Annotated in this window: 16 protein-coding genes; 5 read left to right on the forward strand and 11 right to left on the reverse strand. The window is 66.6% G+C overall.

All coding sequences use genetic code 11. The features are described 5' to 3' along the window. Nucleotides 1-18: 18 nt before the first annotated feature. The 9 genes from AB0N61_RS04210 to AB0N61_RS04250 form a co-directional block, all read right to left on the reverse strand. Nucleotides 19-387 carry a hypothetical protein gene (locus AB0N61_RS04210; RefSeq protein ID WP_363361952.1) on the reverse strand — a complete coding sequence of 123 codons (369 nt, stop codon included), beginning with the start codon at nt 385-387 and terminating at the stop codon, nt 19-21. 100 nt (nt 388-487) lie between these two features. Continuing rightward, nucleotides 488-1,954, reverse strand: coding sequence for a carboxylesterase family protein (locus tag AB0N61_RS04215; protein ID WP_363361954.1), 1,467 nt, complete (start codon nt 1,952-1,954; stop codon nt 488-490). A gap of 5 nt (nt 1,955-1,959) precedes the next feature. Continuing rightward, complete coding sequence (locus tag AB0N61_RS04220) at nt 1,960-2,304, reverse strand: type II toxin-antitoxin system PemK/MazF family toxin (RefSeq protein ID WP_363361956.1); 345 nt, start codon at nt 2,302-2,304, stop codon at nt 1,960-1,962. Then, a complete protein-coding gene (locus tag AB0N61_RS04225) occupies nt 2,301-2,546 on the reverse strand; it encodes a CopG family transcriptional regulator (protein ID WP_363361958.1) in 246 nt (81 codons plus the stop codon). Before AB0N61_RS04225 ends, AB0N61_RS04220 begins: the two co-directional genes overlap by 4 nt. A 93-nt stretch (nt 2,547-2,639) precedes the next feature. Continuing rightward, nucleotides 2,640-3,695 (reverse strand): site-specific DNA-methyltransferase, encoded by a 1,056-nt coding sequence (locus AB0N61_RS04230; protein WP_363361959.1) that lies wholly within the window; start codon nt 3,693-3,695, stop codon nt 2,640-2,642. Next, a complete protein-coding gene (locus AB0N61_RS04235) occupies nt 3,674-4,723 on the reverse strand; it encodes a lipoate--protein ligase family protein (RefSeq protein WP_363361961.1) in 1,050 nt (349 codons plus the stop codon). Before AB0N61_RS04235 ends, AB0N61_RS04230 begins: the two co-directional genes overlap by 22 nt. Before the next feature lie 49 nt (nt 4,724-4,772). After that, complete coding sequence (locus AB0N61_RS04240) at nt 4,773-5,510, reverse strand: DUF1684 domain-containing protein (protein WP_363361963.1); 738 nt, start codon at nt 5,508-5,510, stop codon at nt 4,773-4,775. 141 nt (nt 5,511-5,651) lie between these two features. Further along, complete coding sequence (locus tag AB0N61_RS04245) at nt 5,652-6,506, reverse strand: alpha/beta hydrolase (protein WP_363361965.1); 855 nt, start codon at nt 6,504-6,506, stop codon at nt 5,652-5,654. 55 nt (nt 6,507-6,561) lie between these two features. Then, nucleotides 6,562-7,299 carry a copper homeostasis protein CutC gene (locus AB0N61_RS04250; RefSeq protein ID WP_363361967.1) on the reverse strand — a complete coding sequence of 246 codons (738 nt, stop codon included), beginning with the start codon at nt 7,297-7,299 and terminating at the stop codon, nt 6,562-6,564. Nucleotides 7,300-7,380: 81 nt separating this feature from the next. On the opposite strand from AB0N61_RS04250, the gene AB0N61_RS04255 reads away from it, so the two are divergent. The 5 genes from AB0N61_RS04255 (at nt 7,381) to AB0N61_RS04275 (ending at nt 14,582) form a co-directional block, all read left to right on the forward strand. Continuing rightward, nucleotides 7,381-7,821, forward strand: coding sequence for a MarR family transcriptional regulator (locus tag AB0N61_RS04255; protein WP_167948503.1), 441 nt, complete (start codon nt 7,381-7,383; stop codon nt 7,819-7,821). 5 nt (nt 7,822-7,826) lie between these two features. Then, nucleotides 7,827-9,173 (forward strand): MFS transporter, encoded by a 1,347-nt coding sequence (locus tag AB0N61_RS04260; protein ID WP_363362051.1) that lies wholly within the window; start codon nt 7,827-7,829, stop codon nt 9,171-9,173. Nucleotides 9,174-9,247: 74 nt separating this feature from the next. Further along, the gene (locus AB0N61_RS04265) at nt 9,248-9,688 is read left to right on the forward strand and encodes a hypothetical protein (RefSeq protein ID WP_363361969.1); all 441 of its coding nucleotides are present in this window, start codon (nt 9,248-9,250) and stop codon (nt 9,686-9,688) included. Nucleotides 9,689-9,817: 129 nt separating this feature from the next. After that, nucleotides 9,818-10,999 (forward strand): hypothetical protein, encoded by a 1,182-nt coding sequence (locus AB0N61_RS04270; RefSeq protein ID WP_363361970.1) that lies wholly within the window; start codon nt 9,818-9,820, stop codon nt 10,997-10,999. Nucleotides 11,000-11,402: 403 nt separating this feature from the next. After that, nucleotides 11,403-14,582 carry a hypothetical protein gene (locus AB0N61_RS04275; protein WP_363361972.1) on the forward strand — a complete coding sequence of 1,060 codons (3,180 nt, stop codon included), beginning with the start codon at nt 11,403-11,405 and terminating at the stop codon, nt 14,580-14,582. A gap of 806 nt (nt 14,583-15,388) precedes the next feature. On the opposite strand, the gene AB0N61_RS04280 is transcribed toward AB0N61_RS04275, so the two are convergent. Both AB0N61_RS04280 and AB0N61_RS04285 read right to left on the reverse strand, forming a co-directional pair. Next, on the reverse strand, nt 15,389-17,881 hold the full coding sequence (locus AB0N61_RS04280) for a tetratricopeptide repeat protein (RefSeq protein WP_363361974.1): 2,493 nt from the start codon (nt 17,879-17,881) through the stop codon (nt 15,389-15,391). After that, complete coding sequence (locus AB0N61_RS04285; RefSeq protein WP_363361976.1) at nt 17,874-18,410, reverse strand: hypothetical protein; 537 nt, start codon at nt 18,408-18,410, stop codon at nt 17,874-17,876. Before AB0N61_RS04285 ends, AB0N61_RS04280 begins: the two co-directional genes overlap by 8 nt. Between the last annotated feature and the right edge of the window lie 145 nt (nt 18,411-18,555).

Below are 18,555 nucleotides of genomic sequence, written 5' to 3' on the forward strand. Positions count from 1 at the left end.
GGCCACCTGCTCGAGACGTCAGGCGCGGTTCCAGGGCGGGAGCGGATGCTCGCTCGCAGGTTCCGGCCAGCCGATCGAGACGACGCACGCGAAGAGGACGACGACGACGCTGAGCGCGACGAGAACGGATGCCGTCACTGTGGCTGCCTTCGACGGAGCCTGGCCTCCACCGCGCATCGTGAGAGCCGACAGACCGAGCAGAACGAGCCAGCCCACGAGACCGAAGATCGAGAGCCCCACGCCGATCTCGCTCTCGACGTCTTCCCAGAAGCTTCGCTTGATGAACCCGTTCGCCCAGCCCAGGCCGGCACCGCTGAATCCTGCTGCGGCGATGAGGCCGAGAAGGGTCGCGACGACCCACAGGAGGAGTCCGCCCAGCATGCGCATGCTGTGAACCCTATCTGCCGGTCGTCGTGACCGGCGGAGATATCGCGTACCCGCGCCCGGGACATACGCGATTCGAGACAGCACCGGGTTGCGCAGGAACTCAGACCAGCGCGCGCACCGACGCGTACGCATCGGCGACGTCACGGGTGGGTCGGTCGTAGACCCGCACGATCCCGGCATCCCCCTCGTGCCTCGGCCAGCCGGGGTCGCCCCTCGTGACGAACGCCACGGCCCCGCCGTGCAGCTCGTCGGCCAGTTCCTGCGGCGGGTTCGGCCCGGCGAGCGCCTCCATCGACGGACCGTCGAGGCAGTCGAAGAAGAACGGCACGTCGAGGCAGTGCTCGGCGAAGCCGAAGTGACCCGACGGCCACGAGAATCGGTAGAGCCAGGTGGGGGCGTCGCCCCGGGCAGCCGCGATCCGGGGCACGCCGGCGCGGAACATCCGGTCGGTGAGCAGTCGTCCCGCGAGCCGCGCCTTGCCGAGACGGGCGATGTCGGCGTTCGCGGCGAGGTACTCGCCGCGAATGCTCTTGCGCAGGCCGAGCCGATTCAGGAGCACGCCCTGCGGCACCCAGCGCAGCGCCTTCGCCGCACGTCCGGTGAAGGCCATCGTGAACTCGTCGTCGGCGGCGCCGATCACGAGAGGCTTGTCTGCACCCACGCCCGCTCGCAGGGACTCTCCCGTCGGCCGCGTGAGAAGGTCGCCGTCGATCGCCGGCCCGAGGGGCAGGCCCTCGTCGATCATCGCGGTCATGGACGACGGCCCGAGTTGCGTCGCCTTCTTCTGCAGAGCGAGCAGCCGCTCCTCACTCACGGTCGAGAGACCGGCCACGGTGGGGTCGACGCCGGCTGCCGCGGCGAGCGCTCGCCCGAACGCCTCGGCCCGCGCCGACGACACGTCGCCGAGAGCTCCCGAGATCGCATAGACCCCGTGGAACAGGTGCTGTGCGGCCTCCATACCGAGCAGAGTGAGCACGGCCCCGCCACCCGCGGACTGCCCGGCGATCGTCACCAGGTCGGGGTCCCCGCCGAATGCGCCGATGTTCTGCTGCACCCATTCGAGTGCCAGCAGCCAGTCGCGCACTCCGCGGTTCGACGGGGCGTCGTCGATCCAGCCGAACCCGTCGAAGCCGAGGCGGTACGAGATCGACACGGTGACGACGCCGTCGCGGTTGAAGTTGCGGCCGTCGTACCACGGACTCGCCGGAGAGCCCGCGAAGTACCCGCCGCCGTGGATCCAGACGAGCACGGGCAGCCCGGATGCCGTGGGGTCAGGCGTGAAGACGTTGACGTTCAGCGTCGAATCGCCCTCGACACTCGGCTCGGGGATCAGCGTCACGCCGGGGTCACCGCGCTGCGCGGTCGCTGCGAACTCGAGGGCGTCGAGCACGCCGCCCCAGGGCGCCTTCGGCACCGGAGCCTGGAATCGCAGGTCGCCGATCGGCGCCTCCGCGAACGGGATGCCGAGGAAGGCCGCCGACCGCGGTGCGCCGCCGTCTCCCGTGGTCGGGCGCCAACGCCCCCGCACCCGCCCTGCGGCGGTCTGCACCTCGATGTACTCGGTCATGATTCTCAGACTCCCAAGACGAGACGGATGCCGGTGCCGATCTGCGCCATCAGATAGGGCGCGAGATGGCCGGCCGGGTAGGTGTCGACGAACTCTCGGGTGACCGGACCGATCTGACCCACATTCGCCACCGAGTCACGATCGAGCCCTGACGCGGCGGCCGGCACCAGCACGTTGCCGGGGAATCCCTCGAGAGCGGTGTTCGACGTCAACGGCACGACCAAGACGGTATTGATGTTCGTATCGAGCAGCCAATCCTCCTGAACCACGACGGCAGGACGCACTTTCGCCGGTTCCGACCCACGCGGAATCCCGACGTCGACCCAGACGATGTCACCCCGGCGGATCACCAGTCGGTGCTCTCGCGCAGCCGCTGCTCGTTGGCTCGCACGAACACCGCGTCGGCTGGGTCGATCTCAGCCTGCGCCAAGATCTGGTTCGCGATGCGGGTCAGGTCCGAAGTGCCTTCCAGCTCATCGGCCAGACGTCGTCCGGCGAGCTGGAAGAACTCCGACCGGTTCATGCCGTGCCGCGCGGCCACGCGTTCAAAGCGAGCGAAGTCGCCATCGGGCACGGAGATCGCCGTCTTCATGGCAAGAGTATAACCGGTCATACCGCGAGAGTACCCAGGGCATCCGACATTCGCGGGTGCGGCGACGACGCCGGTCAGGGCCGACGATGAGGGTTACTCGCTGAGCTCGGTGACCACGGCGTGCGGCATCCGCTCGGTCATGACGCGCACCGCCTCGGGGTTGTCGTCGACGAGCACCGCGTCACGCCCGAGCGCAGAGGCGACAGCCCCGGTCGTGCCACTGCCCGCGAAGAGGTCGAGCACTCGGTCGCCGGGACGGCTCGATGCCCGCACGATGCGCCGCAGGATGCCCTCGGGCTTCTGCGTGGGGTATCCGGTCTTCTCCCGTCCGGTCGTCGGCACGATCGTGTGCCACCACACGTCGGTGGGCAGCTTGCCGCGGGCGGCCTTCTCCGCCGTGACGAGACCCGGGGCCATATAGGGCTCGCGGTCGACGTCGTCGGAGTTGAACACGTACTCGCGGGGGTTCTTCACATAGACCAGGATCGTGTCGTGCTTGGTGGGCCAGCGGCGACGCGACTTCGCGCCGTAGTCGTAGGCCCAGATCAGCTCGTTGAGAAAGCAGTCACGGCCGAACACCGCATCGAGCATGACCTTCGCGTAGTGCGCCTCTCGATAGTCGAGATGCAGATACAGCGTGCCGTCGTCCGCCAGCAGTCGCCACGCCTCTTCGAGCCGAGGCATGAGGAACGCGCCGTAATCGTCGAAACGGTCGTCGTACGCACGCAGCATCCCGCGCACCCGCTCGTAGGCGTGACCGTGGAAGCCGTGCCGCACCTCGGCGCCCGAGCTCGCTGGTTCAGGGCTCACGACGGCCGGGGTGACAGCCGCATCCGCTCCGGCGGATGCCGGGACCTGGGTGTCGGAAGCACCGGATTCTTCCTGCGTTGTGAACGTGCGACGGGCCGTGACGACCTGCCGTTCCTGCATCCGGCCCGTGTTGAAGGGCGGATCGAGGTAGACGAGCGTGAACGACGCCGACGGCAGGGTGGCCGCGACGGCGAGGTTGTCGCCCTGGATGATCGAGACGTCACCACGGACGACGGCAGCGGGATCGACCGCAGCGGGGGCCGCGGGAGCGGGATCCGCCGCCCCAGGGTCAGACGAGGGGTCAGGCGCGGGGTCGGTCACGGAACCCGGCGCAGCCATGCGTCGGTGGCGAACTTCGACTCCACGAGCGCCTCGGCATCCGCATACTCGTCCGGCGTGATCGCGCCGTCTTCCGCCGAGGTGAGCGAGCGGAAGGTGTCCTTGAAGCGCTCGATGATCTCGGCGCGGGCGAGGCCCGTCTGACTGCGCAGCGGATCGACGCGCTTGGCCGCTGAGGTCGTGCCCTTGTCGCTGAGCTTCTCGCGACCGATGCGCAGCACCTCGGTCATGGTCTGCCCGTCGATGTCGTACGACAGGGTCGCATGGTGCAGCACTCCCCCGTTGGCGAGGCGCTTCTGCGCGGCTCCGCCGATCTTGCCCGACGAGCTGGCGATGTCGTTGAGCGGCTGGTAGATCGCGTCGATGCCGAGTGAGCGCAGCGCCTGCAGCACCCAGTCGTCGAGGAAGGCGTACGAGTCGGCGAAGGTCATGCCCTGCACGAGGGATGCCGGCACGTAGAGCGAGTAGGTGATGATCTGCCCCGCGGCCATGAGCATCGCGCCGCCGCCCGAGATGCGACGCACGACGTCGAACCCGTGACGGGCAGCGCCGTCGGGGTCGACCTCGTTGCGGTACGACTGGAACGAGCCGATGACGACAGCCGACTGATCCCACTCCCAGATGCGCAGGGTGGGACGCCGACGCCCCTCGCCGACGCGGGAGGTGAGCACCTCGTCGAGGGCGAGGTTCATGCGGGGCGAGACCGCCTTCTCGTGCACGATCTCCCAGTCGAAGTCGTTCCAGCCGGGGGCTGTCACCAGAGCACGACGCACGGCTGTTCCGACGGCCTCGGGCGTGAAGCCCAGCAGCTGCGCCCCCTCGGGCAGCGCACCGCGCACCGCCGCGGCGATGGCGGTGGCATCCGATTCGACCGGCAGGCCGGTGACCGCCTGGTCGATGTCGTCGAGCGCCGAGTCGGGCTCGAGGAAGAAATCGCCGGCGAGGTGGAAGCGAGCGATCCTGCCGTCTTCGACCTCGAGGTCGACGACGACGAGCTTTCCGCCTGGAACCTTGTATTCACCGTGCACGGTTACAGCTTAAGCCGCGGCCGTCGCCCGAGAGCGGTGCGCCGCGGATTCAGCGCCCGAGCACGACCGCACGCTCCCCCGCTCGGATCGGCGCCGAGAAGCGGTTGCCCGGCGGCGGCTGGGGGCACACGTACTGATCCGAGAACGCGCAGGGCGGCAGATAGGCGCGGTTGAAGTCGATGATCACCGAGCCGTCGGATGCCGGTTCCTCGACCGGAAGGAAGCGGAATCGATAGGTCTCGGTGCCGTTGGTCCCGTCTGCGAAGACGACACTCAGGCCACCGTTCGGAGTGCGCGTCGCGGCGAGCGCCACCGGGACGCCGTCGAGCGTGAGTCGCAGCCGTCCGGCGAGATCGGTGTCGTGCGAGCGCCCGTCGATCGAGGTGACGGTCATCGTCTCACCCGGGGTGGGCTCGAACGCCGCGGCGATCCGCCATCCCTCCCGAGGCGGATACGCGTCGATCGCGCTGAACCGCTCCCGCTCGGGTCGTCGGGGGTTGAACACCCGCAGCGCGACCTCGCCGTGCCGGTCGAAGACGCGCAGCTCGCGGCGTCCGAGCCGCAGCGTCTCACGGCCCCTCAGCGTGATGACCGACCCGGACGCGCCGAGATCGCTGCCGCGGATGCCCCCGTCACCCGTGAGCGCCCAGAGACCCGGGACCCCCTCGACGGCGGCGGGTTCGGTGATGAGCCAGTTCGTCGACTCGAGCGCGGCAGGCCCGTACTCGGCGCCGGCATAGCGCTCTCGCGCGTCATGCCACGCACGCCACTCGTCTTCGAATCCCACCCCGCACCTCCCTCTCGCCGCGAATCTATGCGGAGGGGAGACCGATGTGCCGGGATGATGTCACGCGGATTCACCCGCTGTAACGTCCGTTCACAGGGCGTAACACGCCGACGCGCGAGGCGCGCCGGCGAGCACCCGCGGTCAGCGGGCCGGTATGCGCGCGTCGAGCCACGACAGGATGTCTGCGCGCACCTCGTCCTGCTGCAGCTCGTTCAAGATCTCGTGACGCGCGTCGGGGTACACCAGCGTGGTGATGTCGGTGAGACCCGAGCGCGTGCGGTACTCGTCGGCGAGCTTGTGCACGCTGCGCGGACCGCCGACCGGATCGTCGCGACCGACGAGAAGCAGCAGGGGGATGTCGTGGCCGAGGTTCTTGCGCGGACGGCCGTAGAGCTTCGCCGCCTCGATGGGTCCGAAGAGCTTCAGCAGCGGCTGGTTCGTGGTGAGCGGATCCTCGTCGAACGACGTCCACACTGCCGGGTCGCGGCTCAGCCATTCCAGACCGGTGGCGTCGTCGGCGGCCCAGCGGGAGTTCAGCGGCGCGGCGTTGAGCGAGCCCGGCATGCGCAGGGCCGAGCCCGAGAGGATCACCGCATCCCAGGCCTCGGGGTGGTCGTTTACGAGCATCTGCGCGAGGAAGGATCCCCATGAGTGGCCCAGCAGCACGAGAGGCAGATCGGGATGCTCGTCTGCGATGATGCCGGTGAGCTGCCAGATCGCCGCTTCCGCCGCGCGCATGCCGCCCTTGCCGAGACGACCGAGCTTCTCGGGTCCGCCGTGCTGACGGATGCCGGTGCGCCCGTGCCCCCGGTGATCGTCGGCGTAGACGACGAAGCCGGCCTCGGTGAGCGCACCGATCAGCGCGCTGTAGCGCCCGGCGTGCTCGCCCACACCGTGCAGGAGCTGCACGACTCCCCGCGCATCGCCGACCGCCGGGTGCACGTCGTAGACGATGGCGATGCCGTCGGCATCCGTGAATTCACGCGTATCGGTCACGCCCCCACCCTACTGAGGGTGCGCGGCATGCGTCAGGTCGACAGCGTCGGACCCGTCAGTTGGTCAGTGCGGCGATGACGCCCTGGGCGATCTCGAGATCGGTGACCTCGTATCCGCCGACGCCGTCTGCGGCGGAACCCATGCGCACGCCCCCGTCTTCGCGCACGGTGCGCTTCGCGGAGAAGTGCAGGGCGTCGACGCCGGCTGCGGCGAGGGCGGCGGCACTGGCCGCATCCACTCCGCTGCCCGCCATGATCTCGATCTCGCCCGCGGCCTCGGCGACGAGCGCGCGCAGCGTGTCGATGCCGTCGATTGCGACCGAGGCGCCGCCCGAGGTCAGCACGCGGCGAAGGCCCAGTGAGCGAGCGGAGACGAGCGTGGCGATGGGGTCGGGCGTCACATCGATCGCGCGATGCAGGGTGACGGACGCTCCCCCGGCGGCGTCGCGCAGACGCCGCATGGCCGGGATGTCGAGCAGGCCATCGTCGTCGAGGGCGCCGATCACGACACCGTCGGCACCCGCGTCGATCGCGCGGCGGACATCGTTCTCGGCGATCGCGATCTCGTCGGCGGAGTAGCGGAACCCGCCCGCCCGAGGCCGGACCAGCACGTGCACCTCGACCCCGACGGCATGGGCGGCGTCGATCGACAGGTCGAGGGTCGCCGGCGACGGCGTGAGGCCGCCCAGCGCGAGCGCCTGGGCCAGTTCGACTCGTGCGGCGCCGACGGCTCCGGCGATGCGCACTCCGGCAGGGTCCTGGACGGCGATCTCGATCGCGGGGGTTCGGGTCACCCGTCCATTGTGACGTGTGCCACGGGTGCGTCCTGCCACGGACTTCCGATCGCCGCGAAAATTACTTAGACTGTCTAAGTAATGTCTGCGTCTGATGAATCCCTCCAGCTCACCGCGACAGATCTGCGCATGGCGACCTTCCGGCTCGCACGGCGCCTGCGATGCGCTCGAGCCGTCGACGCGATGAGCGATGCCCAGCTCGCGGTGCTCGCGACGCTGCGCATGCACGGCCGCCGCACGATCACCGCGCTCGCCGAGCGCGAGCGGGTGACGGCCCCGTCGATGACGAACATGATCAACGGGCTCGAGGAGCAGGGATTCGTGCTCCGCACACCGGATGCCGAAGACCGCCGCCGCGTGCAGGTCGACATCACCGAAGCGGGCACCGAGATCGTGGAGCAGACCATTCGTCGGCGAGACGAGCTGCTCGCCGAGATGCTCGGCGAACTGGACTTCACCGAGGAGGAGCTGGCGACGCTGCGCGCGGCGAGCGCCCTGATGCGAAAGGTGGTCGACCGATGAGCGCGATGTTCCGTTCCTTCTCGAACATCAACTACCGCATCTGGTTCGCCGGCGCCCTCGTCTCGAACATCGGCGGGTGGATGCAGGCGACCGCCCAGGACTGGGTCGTGCTCACCGAGCTCACCGACAACGACGCCGCGGCCATGGGCGTCACGATGGCGCTGCAGTTCGGTCCGCCGCTCGTGCTCGTGAGCGTGACGGGATGGGTCGCGGATCGTTTCGAGCGCCGCCGCATCCTCATGGCCACGCAGTCGGCACTGCTGCTGCTTGCGATCGCCGTCGGTGTGCTCCTGCTCAACGGCGTGATGACGCTGCCGATGATGTTCTGCTTCGCCGCAGCGTTCGGCGTCGTCAACGCCTTCGACGCACCCGCGAGGCAGGCATTCGTCTCGGACATGGTCTCGGCCGGTGACACCTCGAACGCGGTGGCCCTCAACTCGGCATCCTTCAACCTGGCCCGCATGATCGGCCCGGCCGTCGGAGGACTGCTGATCGTGGCGATCGGCTCGGGGTGGGTGTTCATCGCGAATGCGGTGACGTTCCTCGCGATGCTCGTCGCGCTGCTGATGCTGCGCACGGGGCAGCTGGCGCCCCGCCCGAAGAATCGCCGCCCCGGCGGACTCGCCGAGGGCTTCCGGTATGTGTGGGGGCGCAGCGACCTGCGCGTCGTGTTCGTGACGGTGTTCCTGATCGGCGCCTTCGGCATGAACTTCCCGATCTTCGCCTCGACCATGGCGATCGAGTTCGGGGCGGGTGCCGACGGCTACGGGGTGCTGAGCTCGGTGCTCGCGATCGGCTCGCTCGCCGGTGCGCTGCTGGCCGCCCGGCGTGACCGCGCCCGGGTGCGCGTCGTCATCCTGGCCGCGGGCGGATTCGGGGTCGCGGCGTTCATCTCGGCATCCATGCCGACGTACCTGACCTACGCGATCACCCTCACGTTCACCGGCTTCATGATCGTGACGCTGCTGACCACCGCCAACGGCTACGTGCAGATGACCACCGCACCGGCCCTCCGCGGCCGCGTGCTCGCGCTGTACATGGCGGTGATCATGGGTTCGACGCCCATCGGTGCGCCGATCGCCGGATGGGTGGCCGACACGTTCGGGCCGCGCACCGCGATCATGCTCGGCGGCACCGCCGGCCTGGTCGCGTGCGCGATCGGCGCGATCTGGGTCTTCATCTCGGGCCGGTTGCACCGCGCGGAGGGCAGCCGATTCCTCGTGACACTCGACGAGACCCGACCGCTGAACATCGTCGACGAACCCGAGATCCTCGAGAAGAAGGCCGACCCGGTCGAGTTCAGCGACGAAGCGGCGGTCACGACGCCGATCCGCACGTCGAAGAAGGACTGATCCGCGGATCATCGCGTGGGGGCCGTTTGTCAATGCCCTCCACGGGGCGGACGGGGCGGACGTAGTGTCACGTCATGGACCAGAACACAGGACGCACCCCGCACCCCGAGCAGCCCGCAGAGGGTTCGCCCGACGTGATTCCCGAGCACAACACTGCTCCTGACGGCCAGTCGACGGCGGATGCCGAGCGTCAGCCCGACGAGCTCGACGGCAACGCCCAGGGCTCGACCCAGGGCGGCGCGATCCAGGGCGACAGCTCACACGGCGACTCTCCTCGCGGAGCCATCCAGGGCGACGCGGAAGACGGCAATGCTCAGGGCGCAGCCCAGGGCGGCGCGATCCAGGGCGACAGCTCGCACGGCGAATCACCGCGCGGAGCCATCCAGGGCGACGCGAGCCCCGACCGCGACGCGGCCATCGGCGGCGACGAGAACACCGAAGACCAGCTGACCGCCGACAACGAGGTCGAGCAGGACACCCTGCGCACGCTGGACCCGAACGACACCCCCGCCTGACGCGGGGGGCTTGCGGAGGGGGCGGATGCTGCGGCATCCGCCCCCTCCGTCCGTCCCCTTATGCACGCGGCCATCTCAGCGCTAATATTCGCGTACCGAATTGGTGCTGGGGACCGATGGAGGCTCACGATGACACTCGATGATGATGTCGCAGCGAAGGCCAAAGCAGAACGGGAGGCGGCGGAGGCTCTCGCTCGCAAGGCCGTGCATGAGGAGAATGCGGCGAAGATCGCCGATGAGAAGGCAGCGATCGAGCTGGCGGAGTGGAAGGCCGCGGCAGGAAGCCGACAGCGCACCACGGAACTGGCCGCCGAAGCGGCGGAGCTCGACAACATCGCGAAGCAGCAGACCGTCTTCGGCGATGCGACACCGGAGCTGAAGGGTCTGGAGCGCGGCAAGACGACCGCGCCGGATGGCGTCCTGTATTCGACCCTCCTGACCACCAAGGCCCTGGCCGATGCGGCCGGCATGGTGAGGAAGGCGGTCAAGGCGACGGACAGGAATGCCTACCGGATCTTCATCACCTCCGACCCTGATCTGCTGAGTCGCGATGCACTGCATCGCAGCACGATGTCACGACTGGAGACCCTGACGATTCTCGTGCAGGGCTTTCCGGGCCCGGGAGGTGTCGGTGATCTCGAATCCGGCGGGGCACTCAGCGCCGCTGCGGCGGCCGCCAAATTGATTCCGGGACTTCTCGAGCTCTTCGCCGCCAACCGCACGATCACGTCGGCCGCGATCACCGTCGACGACGAGCAGGTCGTCACGGCGGTGGCGGGAGCCCTCGCCGCCGCCGAAGGGGATGATTTCCTGTTGCTCGACGACACCCGCTTCCTCTCCGGAGACACGCAGGTGCAGGCGAAGCGGGACGAGCTGGAGGCGGCGACCGCCGAACTGCAGATGAAGGTCGCCGACGAGAAGGCCAAGCCCGAAGGGGCTCAGGATTCCGCATGGCTGGCACAGGTGCCGACGGTCATCAAGGCGGGGCAGGATGCGCTCATCGCGCTCGACACCGTCCCGAGCGGACAGAAGATGAGTCCCCTCACTGCAGCGATGGCTATCGAGCTCGTCCGCGCCAACAAGTGGGACTTCGTCCTCGTCGTTCAGTCGGCCGGCGGTTCGGCAGCTCAGCTCATCAGCGATCGCCCGCTCGCCATGAAGGACCCGATCTACATCGCCGGTGCTGTCGCCCTGAGCTACAGACTGGTCAGGCCTGACACATCTCAGGTGGCCGCCGCGGGTGTCGTTGCCGGTCGCGCAGAGCTGAAGGGAACGGTCGGGAGCACGATCGACCTCGTCGGCCTCGGGTAGGGCGAGGCCGAGCAGGACGCCCTGCACACGCTGGGCCGAACGACGCCCAGGCCTGACGGATAGTCATGACCAGACGACGAAAGGGGGCGGATGCCGCAGCATCCGCCCTCTTCGCTGTGTTCAGCAAGCGTGTGCCGCGTCGACACAATTGGTCCGGATTCGACGTAGTTGGCTCAAGTGCCGACTGAAGTCAGTCTGTCCTCCGCCCCCGCTGCTGAAGCGTAGAACGTGGCACTGATTCTAAGCCCAGACAAATCAGGTGTTGCCGAGTACCTCATGTCCACTCGGCTGGTGCCCGCTGAGGCGTCGCAGCTGCTCGAGGCGTCAGATACTCCAGGGAGACGTGCAGAACAATCCTGTCGTTCAGGACGGGGACAAGGGCGCCTACATTACTCTGTGAGCAATGCTCCACGGCACGCAGAATCCGCGCGGTATCGTCACACCAGAGACATCAACATCCGAGAGACCAGGAGGAAGCGTGCGGGAACGGTCAACGGTGCGCGCCGACTCCGCGCCGAGCGGAGAGCAGCAAGATCGAGTTGGCACCCCAGTCATCGACCGGCTTGATCTCCTCCCTTTCGACAAGTTGAGTTGGGAGCGGTTCGAATCGATCCAGCTCACGGTGATGCTCGAAGTACTGGGACTGAGAGAAGAACGCCACTACGGAGACCCCGGGCAGAAGCAACTGGGCCTTGACCTCATCGCGACCGCCGCAGACGGCAGCGTGACGGCTCTTCAGAGCAAGAATTACGCGAAGAAGGCGTTTACCGCTGCGACGCTTCGGGAAGCAGTAGATGCGTTCCGGAACACGCGTCGCCCGTTCACCGTCAACCGCTTCATCGTCGGAGTAAGTCGGTTGGTGCGCAGCAGGGAGGTCATCGACGAACTTGTCCGACTCCAGTCTGAGTTGCAGCCTCGCCTCACCCTGGAGCTCTGGGACGCCCACCGGCTGTCACAGCTTCTGCGACCCCACCCGGACATCGTGAGCCGATACTTCACGGACGAGACCGCACTCAGCTTCTGCGGCCCCTACGCAGTCAGACAACCCGTCATCGCCGACACCGACGCACGTCTCTTCGCCGACGCGGTCACTCGCTCCCCCGAGCAGCTCACCGGCGCACAGTCCCTCCTCGATGAGGCGGATACGTCCGAAGTCCCGGCTGCAACAATCGCCCTCATCGAAGCAGCGCAGACCAAACTACGTGATGCTGGTTTCGGAGCACATGCAGACCGCCATGAGCCGGCCCGCGCGAAGTTGCTCGTCGCCGTCGGACGCGAGCGTCAGGCAGCGAGACAGCTCGTAGATAGTGTCTGGGCAGCACTGGACAGAGGCCTGACAGGCAACGCCCAGTCGGTCTCGCAACGCCTCAGCACGCTTGAGAAAGAGCTCGAAGACCCCTCATCGATTGCGGATCTGCTGAAAGTTCCGCCTGCAGCCTTCCGCCTCTACTTCAATCCGCTGGGCCAACTTCCCGAACCCTCTTCGCTCTTGGTCGGTGAAACGAGCGACCGCGCCCGGCTGCTCGTCCTCGCCGGCGAAACTGCATTGGCGCTTGATGACCACGAATGGCTCCGGGTCGCCGCACCCAGCTTCGGTGCACATACTGACGATACGTCCGTCAACGAGACCCACCGAATCCGCCTGCAACTCCTGGTCGCTGAAGCGACCGAAGCCTGGGTGCCACTACTGGACAGTGCCCGGCGGCGGCTCATATCCTCGGACCTGACACCACTGATTGCTGCACGGTACGCCCGCTACTGCGCACTGCACGAGCAGATCGATGAAGCCGTCACCCGGTGGGAGGAAGCGGCGGCACTTGCCTCCCTCGCACGGCACTGGGACGACGCCGGAACCTGGATCCTCAGTAAGCGCGCATATCTGAGTCACTGGCGACCATTTGACAGTGGAGATCTCATCGCATTGGAGATCGCTCTCGGCGAACAGCCGTATCCAGCCCCGTCGCCTGTCCCCCGGGCAGCTCACGCCTTCGAATCCGCATACGACGACCTGCGACAGGAGAACCTCAGAAGTGCCGGCATCGCCGCGCAGCGAGCTCTCCGCGATGCTGTTGCACTCGCGGATTGGGCGGGGGAACGAAAGGCACGCAACCTCCTGGCCGCGGTGATGAAAGCATCCGATGAATCAGATCGAGCGGCCAGGCTTCTTATCCGCGCCTCCGCGACTAACGAAATCGAGAAGCTGGGTGAGACCAACCCGAACCGATTCATCGATGTCGTCGACGAGCTCGAAGGCTCAAATCACTGGACGGTCGGCAGCGCATACCGCCTCATCGCGACGCAGGCAGACATCGTCCCAGATGACCGCGTCGATACCATAGCCGCGCACGTGCTCGCAGACCTGCGCGCAGCTGAGGGCGGCTCGCTACGAGATGTCACCTTCTACTCATCCTCTCGGTTCAATAACGCCCTCAAGGCGCTCGCAAGGCTCGGTGAACGACTGTCCGAAGCCGACGCAGACGAAGTGCTCGCGTTCTTCGAACGTCAACCGGAGGTGGAGCCGAACCACTACCGCTACCACGACGAGGACGAAGCTGTCCTGGTCGCGCGCATCGCCGGCGCTCATCCAAGCCTCGCGCCCCGCGCTCTCGCCCACCTCGTACCACTGATGGCGCGAGCCCAAGGTGCCCGCAAGAGCTCTGCCCTAAGCGCTCTCGACCAATACCCCGAATTGTCCCGCGCCGCCCTCGCCGCCGTAGTCGGCGAAGGCGAAAGCTGGGCCGCAGAGATGCTCGCCTATGCCGATCCGAACGACGTGACACCATCGGCGTCCGCTGCTGCGTTGAATCGCATGACGACCCCCCTCGCGCACTCCCCTGATGTCCACACGGTGGGCACTAACGCCATCGGCGACTCGCTCCTCCTTGTCAGTCAGCCCTCGCCCGAGCGTGAACGCGTCATCGAGGAGATGATGCGCCGAGCTGAGGATCCTCACGTCAGCGGATTCGACAAGGGCGACTACCTCGCAGCGGCAACGAATCTCGCCATAGAGCTCGATGATGAATCCAAGCAACGCCTGTTCCCGAGGGCGGTCACACTGTCCACGGGGACCGATCTGTCCGAACGGGACATGTTCGACAACCAGTTCTCGCACCCGCTCAGCGCCGTTCGTTTGGAAACCACGGGGAGCGACATCCGTGGGCGGGCAACGCTCCTGGCGAGTCTTCTCGCGACAACGGAGACCGAACACGAAGAAGTCCGCCGCATCGTCTACACACTGCTGGGAATGGGGTCCGACGCGTTCCCTGCTCAAGCACTCCGTCGTTTGGGGGACAGCGTCAAGGACGATACGGCGTTCCTGTCCGGTCAAGGCTGGGCCATGCGGTGCCTCGCGTCCCAGCTGTGGGTTCGACACGGGGGACCATCACACGTCGGAGATCGCCTCTCGACCGACGAAGACGTTCGCGTCCGGGAGGTATTCGCTATGGCGCTGGCCGAGAGCACTCCGAAGACGACAGAAGCTCACGTGCGCTCGCGTCTTTCGCAGGATCCTTCGTACCGCGTGCGTCGAGCGATGTCTCGAGAACGAGGGCGGCCGTCGGGAGCGTCTCCTCGACGAGCCTGACTGCGATAAGAAGGGCCGCCGGAACAAATGGCGCCTAGACCCGCGAACTTCCCTACGCGTACCGCGGGGACAACCGCGCCATGCCATCCCAGTTCTTGGCTTGCTCCCAGCTCGTTACGTAGATGCGCCAGCCCTCGTGGTCGTGAACGACGAGGCAACGCTGTCCTTCGCTCCGGAACGAGCCCGGCATCGGAACGACGATGGCCCGAGTCGGTCCGACGATCTCGGTGACACGCGACTCGATTCGCCGGATCACGACCGTCTTCGGCGTCGCCCGTATCACCTGATAGAAGTTGACATAGTCATGATCTCGACCCCCATGTGGACGTGATGATGTCGTCGCAGGCGAACGGATGGATGTCGGTGGAGTGCATGGGCGGTCCTGAAGAGGTGGATTGGGAGAGCCATGCGGCGGCTCCCATGCTCCATGCGCGGTGCTCGTTCATCCCCGAGCAACCCATGTTCCACTGCCCAGGGCGCTGACGCCTCGATGACAGGCGACTGCGGACCGGGACGCTGCAAACGTTCAGCCACGCGGCGCTCGACCCGAGCGACGAGATGCCCGCGACGCGGCCAAGCGGCGTTCGCGCTCCCATCCGTGGCGGAGTACTCATCATGATGCGCGGTGATGCCCGCTCAGCCACCACCAACTCAGTGGAGATGATCACTCCTGCCGTGATCTTCCCTCGGGAGCAGCAGTGAAAGCACCATGGCAGGTACGCATGCTCAAGCAATCCTTGAGTATCGCCGATCGCACTGCGATCTGTCGCCAGGCGTCTCTCCACGACCACGCCGAGCAGATGGGGTTATTCATCGTCCTGAGCGAGCTCGTCGATATAGGCGACCATGGTTGCGGCCTCGTCCCCCGCTACGCCGTGAACGGTCAATGCCTTCAGGAATGCCGGGCGTAGACGTCTTCTGAGGTCGACCGGAATGATCTCCATGGTGAGCATGTTGCCGGCATACGCGAGCACACGCATGACAGCGGTGTTGGCCTCCGCGCTTTCTGCCACCTGGTTATCGAACAGAACCCGGCTGTCGCGCCTCGTCGCGCTGTGCCCCGCGGAAGCGAGGAGAATCGAGTAGGCGAGCACCTTCGCCGAGCGACGCACATCACCGTGACGCAACCATACGTTGGCCGACGGCCAGAGCTGCTCAGCGAAAAGCAGCTCCGTATGGTTCTTCTGTGAGGAGCGCACGAAGCGTTCGAGCTGCCTTCCGAACGCAGCACCATTCCGCTGGCTAGCGAGGGCATGGAGCATGAACCCTTCGTAGATCGGACGTCTGCTGGGAGCCGCTATGCCTCTGGCCTGCTCCCAGTAGCGATACGCATCATCGAGATCGCCGTCAGCGAATGCAAGCGAAGCGAGCGCACTCGCAGCACGGGACCGCGCGTTCTCATCGCCAGAACGCTCAGCAAGCTCCTCCGCGCGTCGAGCGACAGCACGCGCCTGGTCATGATTCGAGGCGTCGTCGTCGTTGACGAAGGTGTTCGCCAGTGACGCGAGCGCCAACGCTGCCCGTTCGTAGTCTCCAAACGCCTCCGCCTGCATCGCGGCTCTCTCAAAGTGCGGACGCGCGTCGAGCGGGTGATGCGCTCGCGCATGAATCTCGCCGATGTTCATCGCGACCAACGAACCCAGAACACGGTCACTGCGCTCCCGCGCGATCTCGCTGACCGCTCCGAGGCGTTCGAGCGCCTTTTCGTCGTCATCCATCTCCATCAAGACCAAAGCAGAGTCGTTGAGGGCGTTACCGAAGACGGTCGGCTGTTCCGCAGGCGACAGTTCCTCAAGCGCATCGTCGTACAACGCCAGCGCGACATCCAGAGCACGGTACGAATGCTCCGCAATACCCGCATAGTCGAGAAGCAGAGATGCATGTGGACCGTCATCCGTACTGAGAAGACGTGCGGCTGAACGCAGATGGTCGAGCACCTCAGATGAGTCTGCGCCCGCGTCCATCAGCAGTAGTCCCGACAACCTGAAGCACTCGCCCGCAAAGCCTGGAGACCCACCCACGGCATGAACTGCGAAATTACGAAGCTGCCGAGCGCCCTCCCGCAGACTCCCAGATGCGAGCCAGACCACGCGGAGGTTCCTGATCCCGCGGCTTGCCCATTCCTCGTCGCCCTCCTCCAGCAACTGCTTCACTACGTCCAGCAGGACCTGCTCCGCCTCGCCGAGCCGCGACGCCTCTTCCTCGGCGGTCGTTTCGGCTACTCCCCTCCCGGCGAGTGCTTCAGACACAAGCACCGCTCCCAGGTCGGCCAGTGCCCTGGTTCGTGGAAGTCCCACTGCCCTTTCAACAGCGCGGCGCAACAGCGGGATTGCCCGCTCGAAGTCTTCGATCTTTGCGTAGTCGATGGCCAGTTCGTGAGCAGCGTCCGCGACCATCCCCGGGTCACCGGCGTCATCCGCCGCCGCGAGAGCGCGCTCTGCGTACGCGATAGCTCGCAACTGATGGCCAGCGTCCCTCTGTGACTGCGCCAGATGCCCCAGTGCCGTGACCTGCAGTTGCGTATCGCCCCGGCGCTCAGCATTCCGCACTGCGCGCCGGAGTTTAGCTCGCCCGGCTCGTACTTCACCGTCGACGATGTCTATCACGGCGCTGCGCGCGAGCCACGAACCCGTCAGATGAGGGTCGCGAGCGTCTTGCACGCGCTGCTCAAGGCGTCGCAGGCGCTGGCGAGCGTCGTCGATGCGATCCTCTACTGCTGCATACTCGACGAGGTTGAGTTCGGTCCCAACTACGCCGACGATATCGCCGAGCTTCTGGTACCGTTCGAGCGCATCCGCCGTCACCTTGCCGGCCTCAGCGATATCGCCCGCCTCGTGCTGCACGGCACCGAGGCTCTGAAGGAGTTGTGCGGCTCGGAGCGAGTCGCCTGTCTCGTCGGCGACTTCCGCCGCATCGCGATACAGCTCCACGGCGTCACCGGTCCGCCCTTCGCGACGGGCAATGAACGCGACGACGGCGAGAATCCTCGACGCCACTTCGCTCGTCGGAGCCTCGGTGCGGATGCGACGCGCGCGTTCGCTGACCGGCGTCTCGCTCTTGTACTCATCGAGCACGGACTCGAGCGGGACACCCAACACGTAGGAGACACCGATACTCGCAAGGGCGTTCGCGGCGGCGAGAGCTCCGTACCCGGCGAGCTCACCAGCAACATCCGCCAGCTCGGCGACGTGCTCGTCGTCTCCCCGTTGGTAGGCGCGCATGAGCGCGCCCATAACGAGCTCGTGACCGTTGTCGAGATCCCGCCAATTGTCGGGGAGCTCCGGATCCCACTCAGTCATCGGCCCCTCCGTCCGGAAGGCGTTCACGGCGGTCGATGGTCGCCAGTGTCATGGCCCTGACGATGGCGCGTGACAATGCATCATAAACAAGGGAGTCGAGCTCATCCGCGTTTTGGAAGTTGCGTGTGACGACCTCGGACGTCTGCTGCTCTCTAATGAATTCGGAGACGTCCTCTGGAAGTTTCGCATCCTTGCGGATGAGAATGTACCGGTTCGCTCCGCCCTCCCGCGCCGCGAGATACTCGGCATAGACGATGGGAGAAAGCCCTCCATCCACGAGGAGGATGAGGCCGGAACTTGTTTTCGCATACTTGACGCACTCGTGCTCGGAGTGCAGTTCGCCCACCGCCGCGTCGCGTTCCCAGAACCAAGCACGATGCCCAGACACGCGGTCGACAGCACCCGCGGTCACGAGGCGTTCTGTGTCGAGGGTTGTCCTCATCCGGGAGCTGATGAAGACGCGTGCATGGTCGTGGTCCCTGCCGTAGACGATCTCGTCCCTCAGCTCTTGCGAGACCTTTCTACCCAACGCCGGTCCTCCTCCCGATCCCGCGACCACTCTGCCAGATCATCGGGTGCGGAGAGGTCACCGGGCTGTCAGTGCGCCACGCGACCGCGCGCCTGAGGCCCCGTCGTAGCATCTCCCGGGGTGACCTTCCCATCATGTTCTGCCC

Source organism: Microbacterium sp. NPDC089320, assembly GCF_040684875.1.
Classification (GTDB): Bacteria; Actinomycetota; Actinomycetes; order Actinomycetales; family Microbacteriaceae; genus Microbacterium.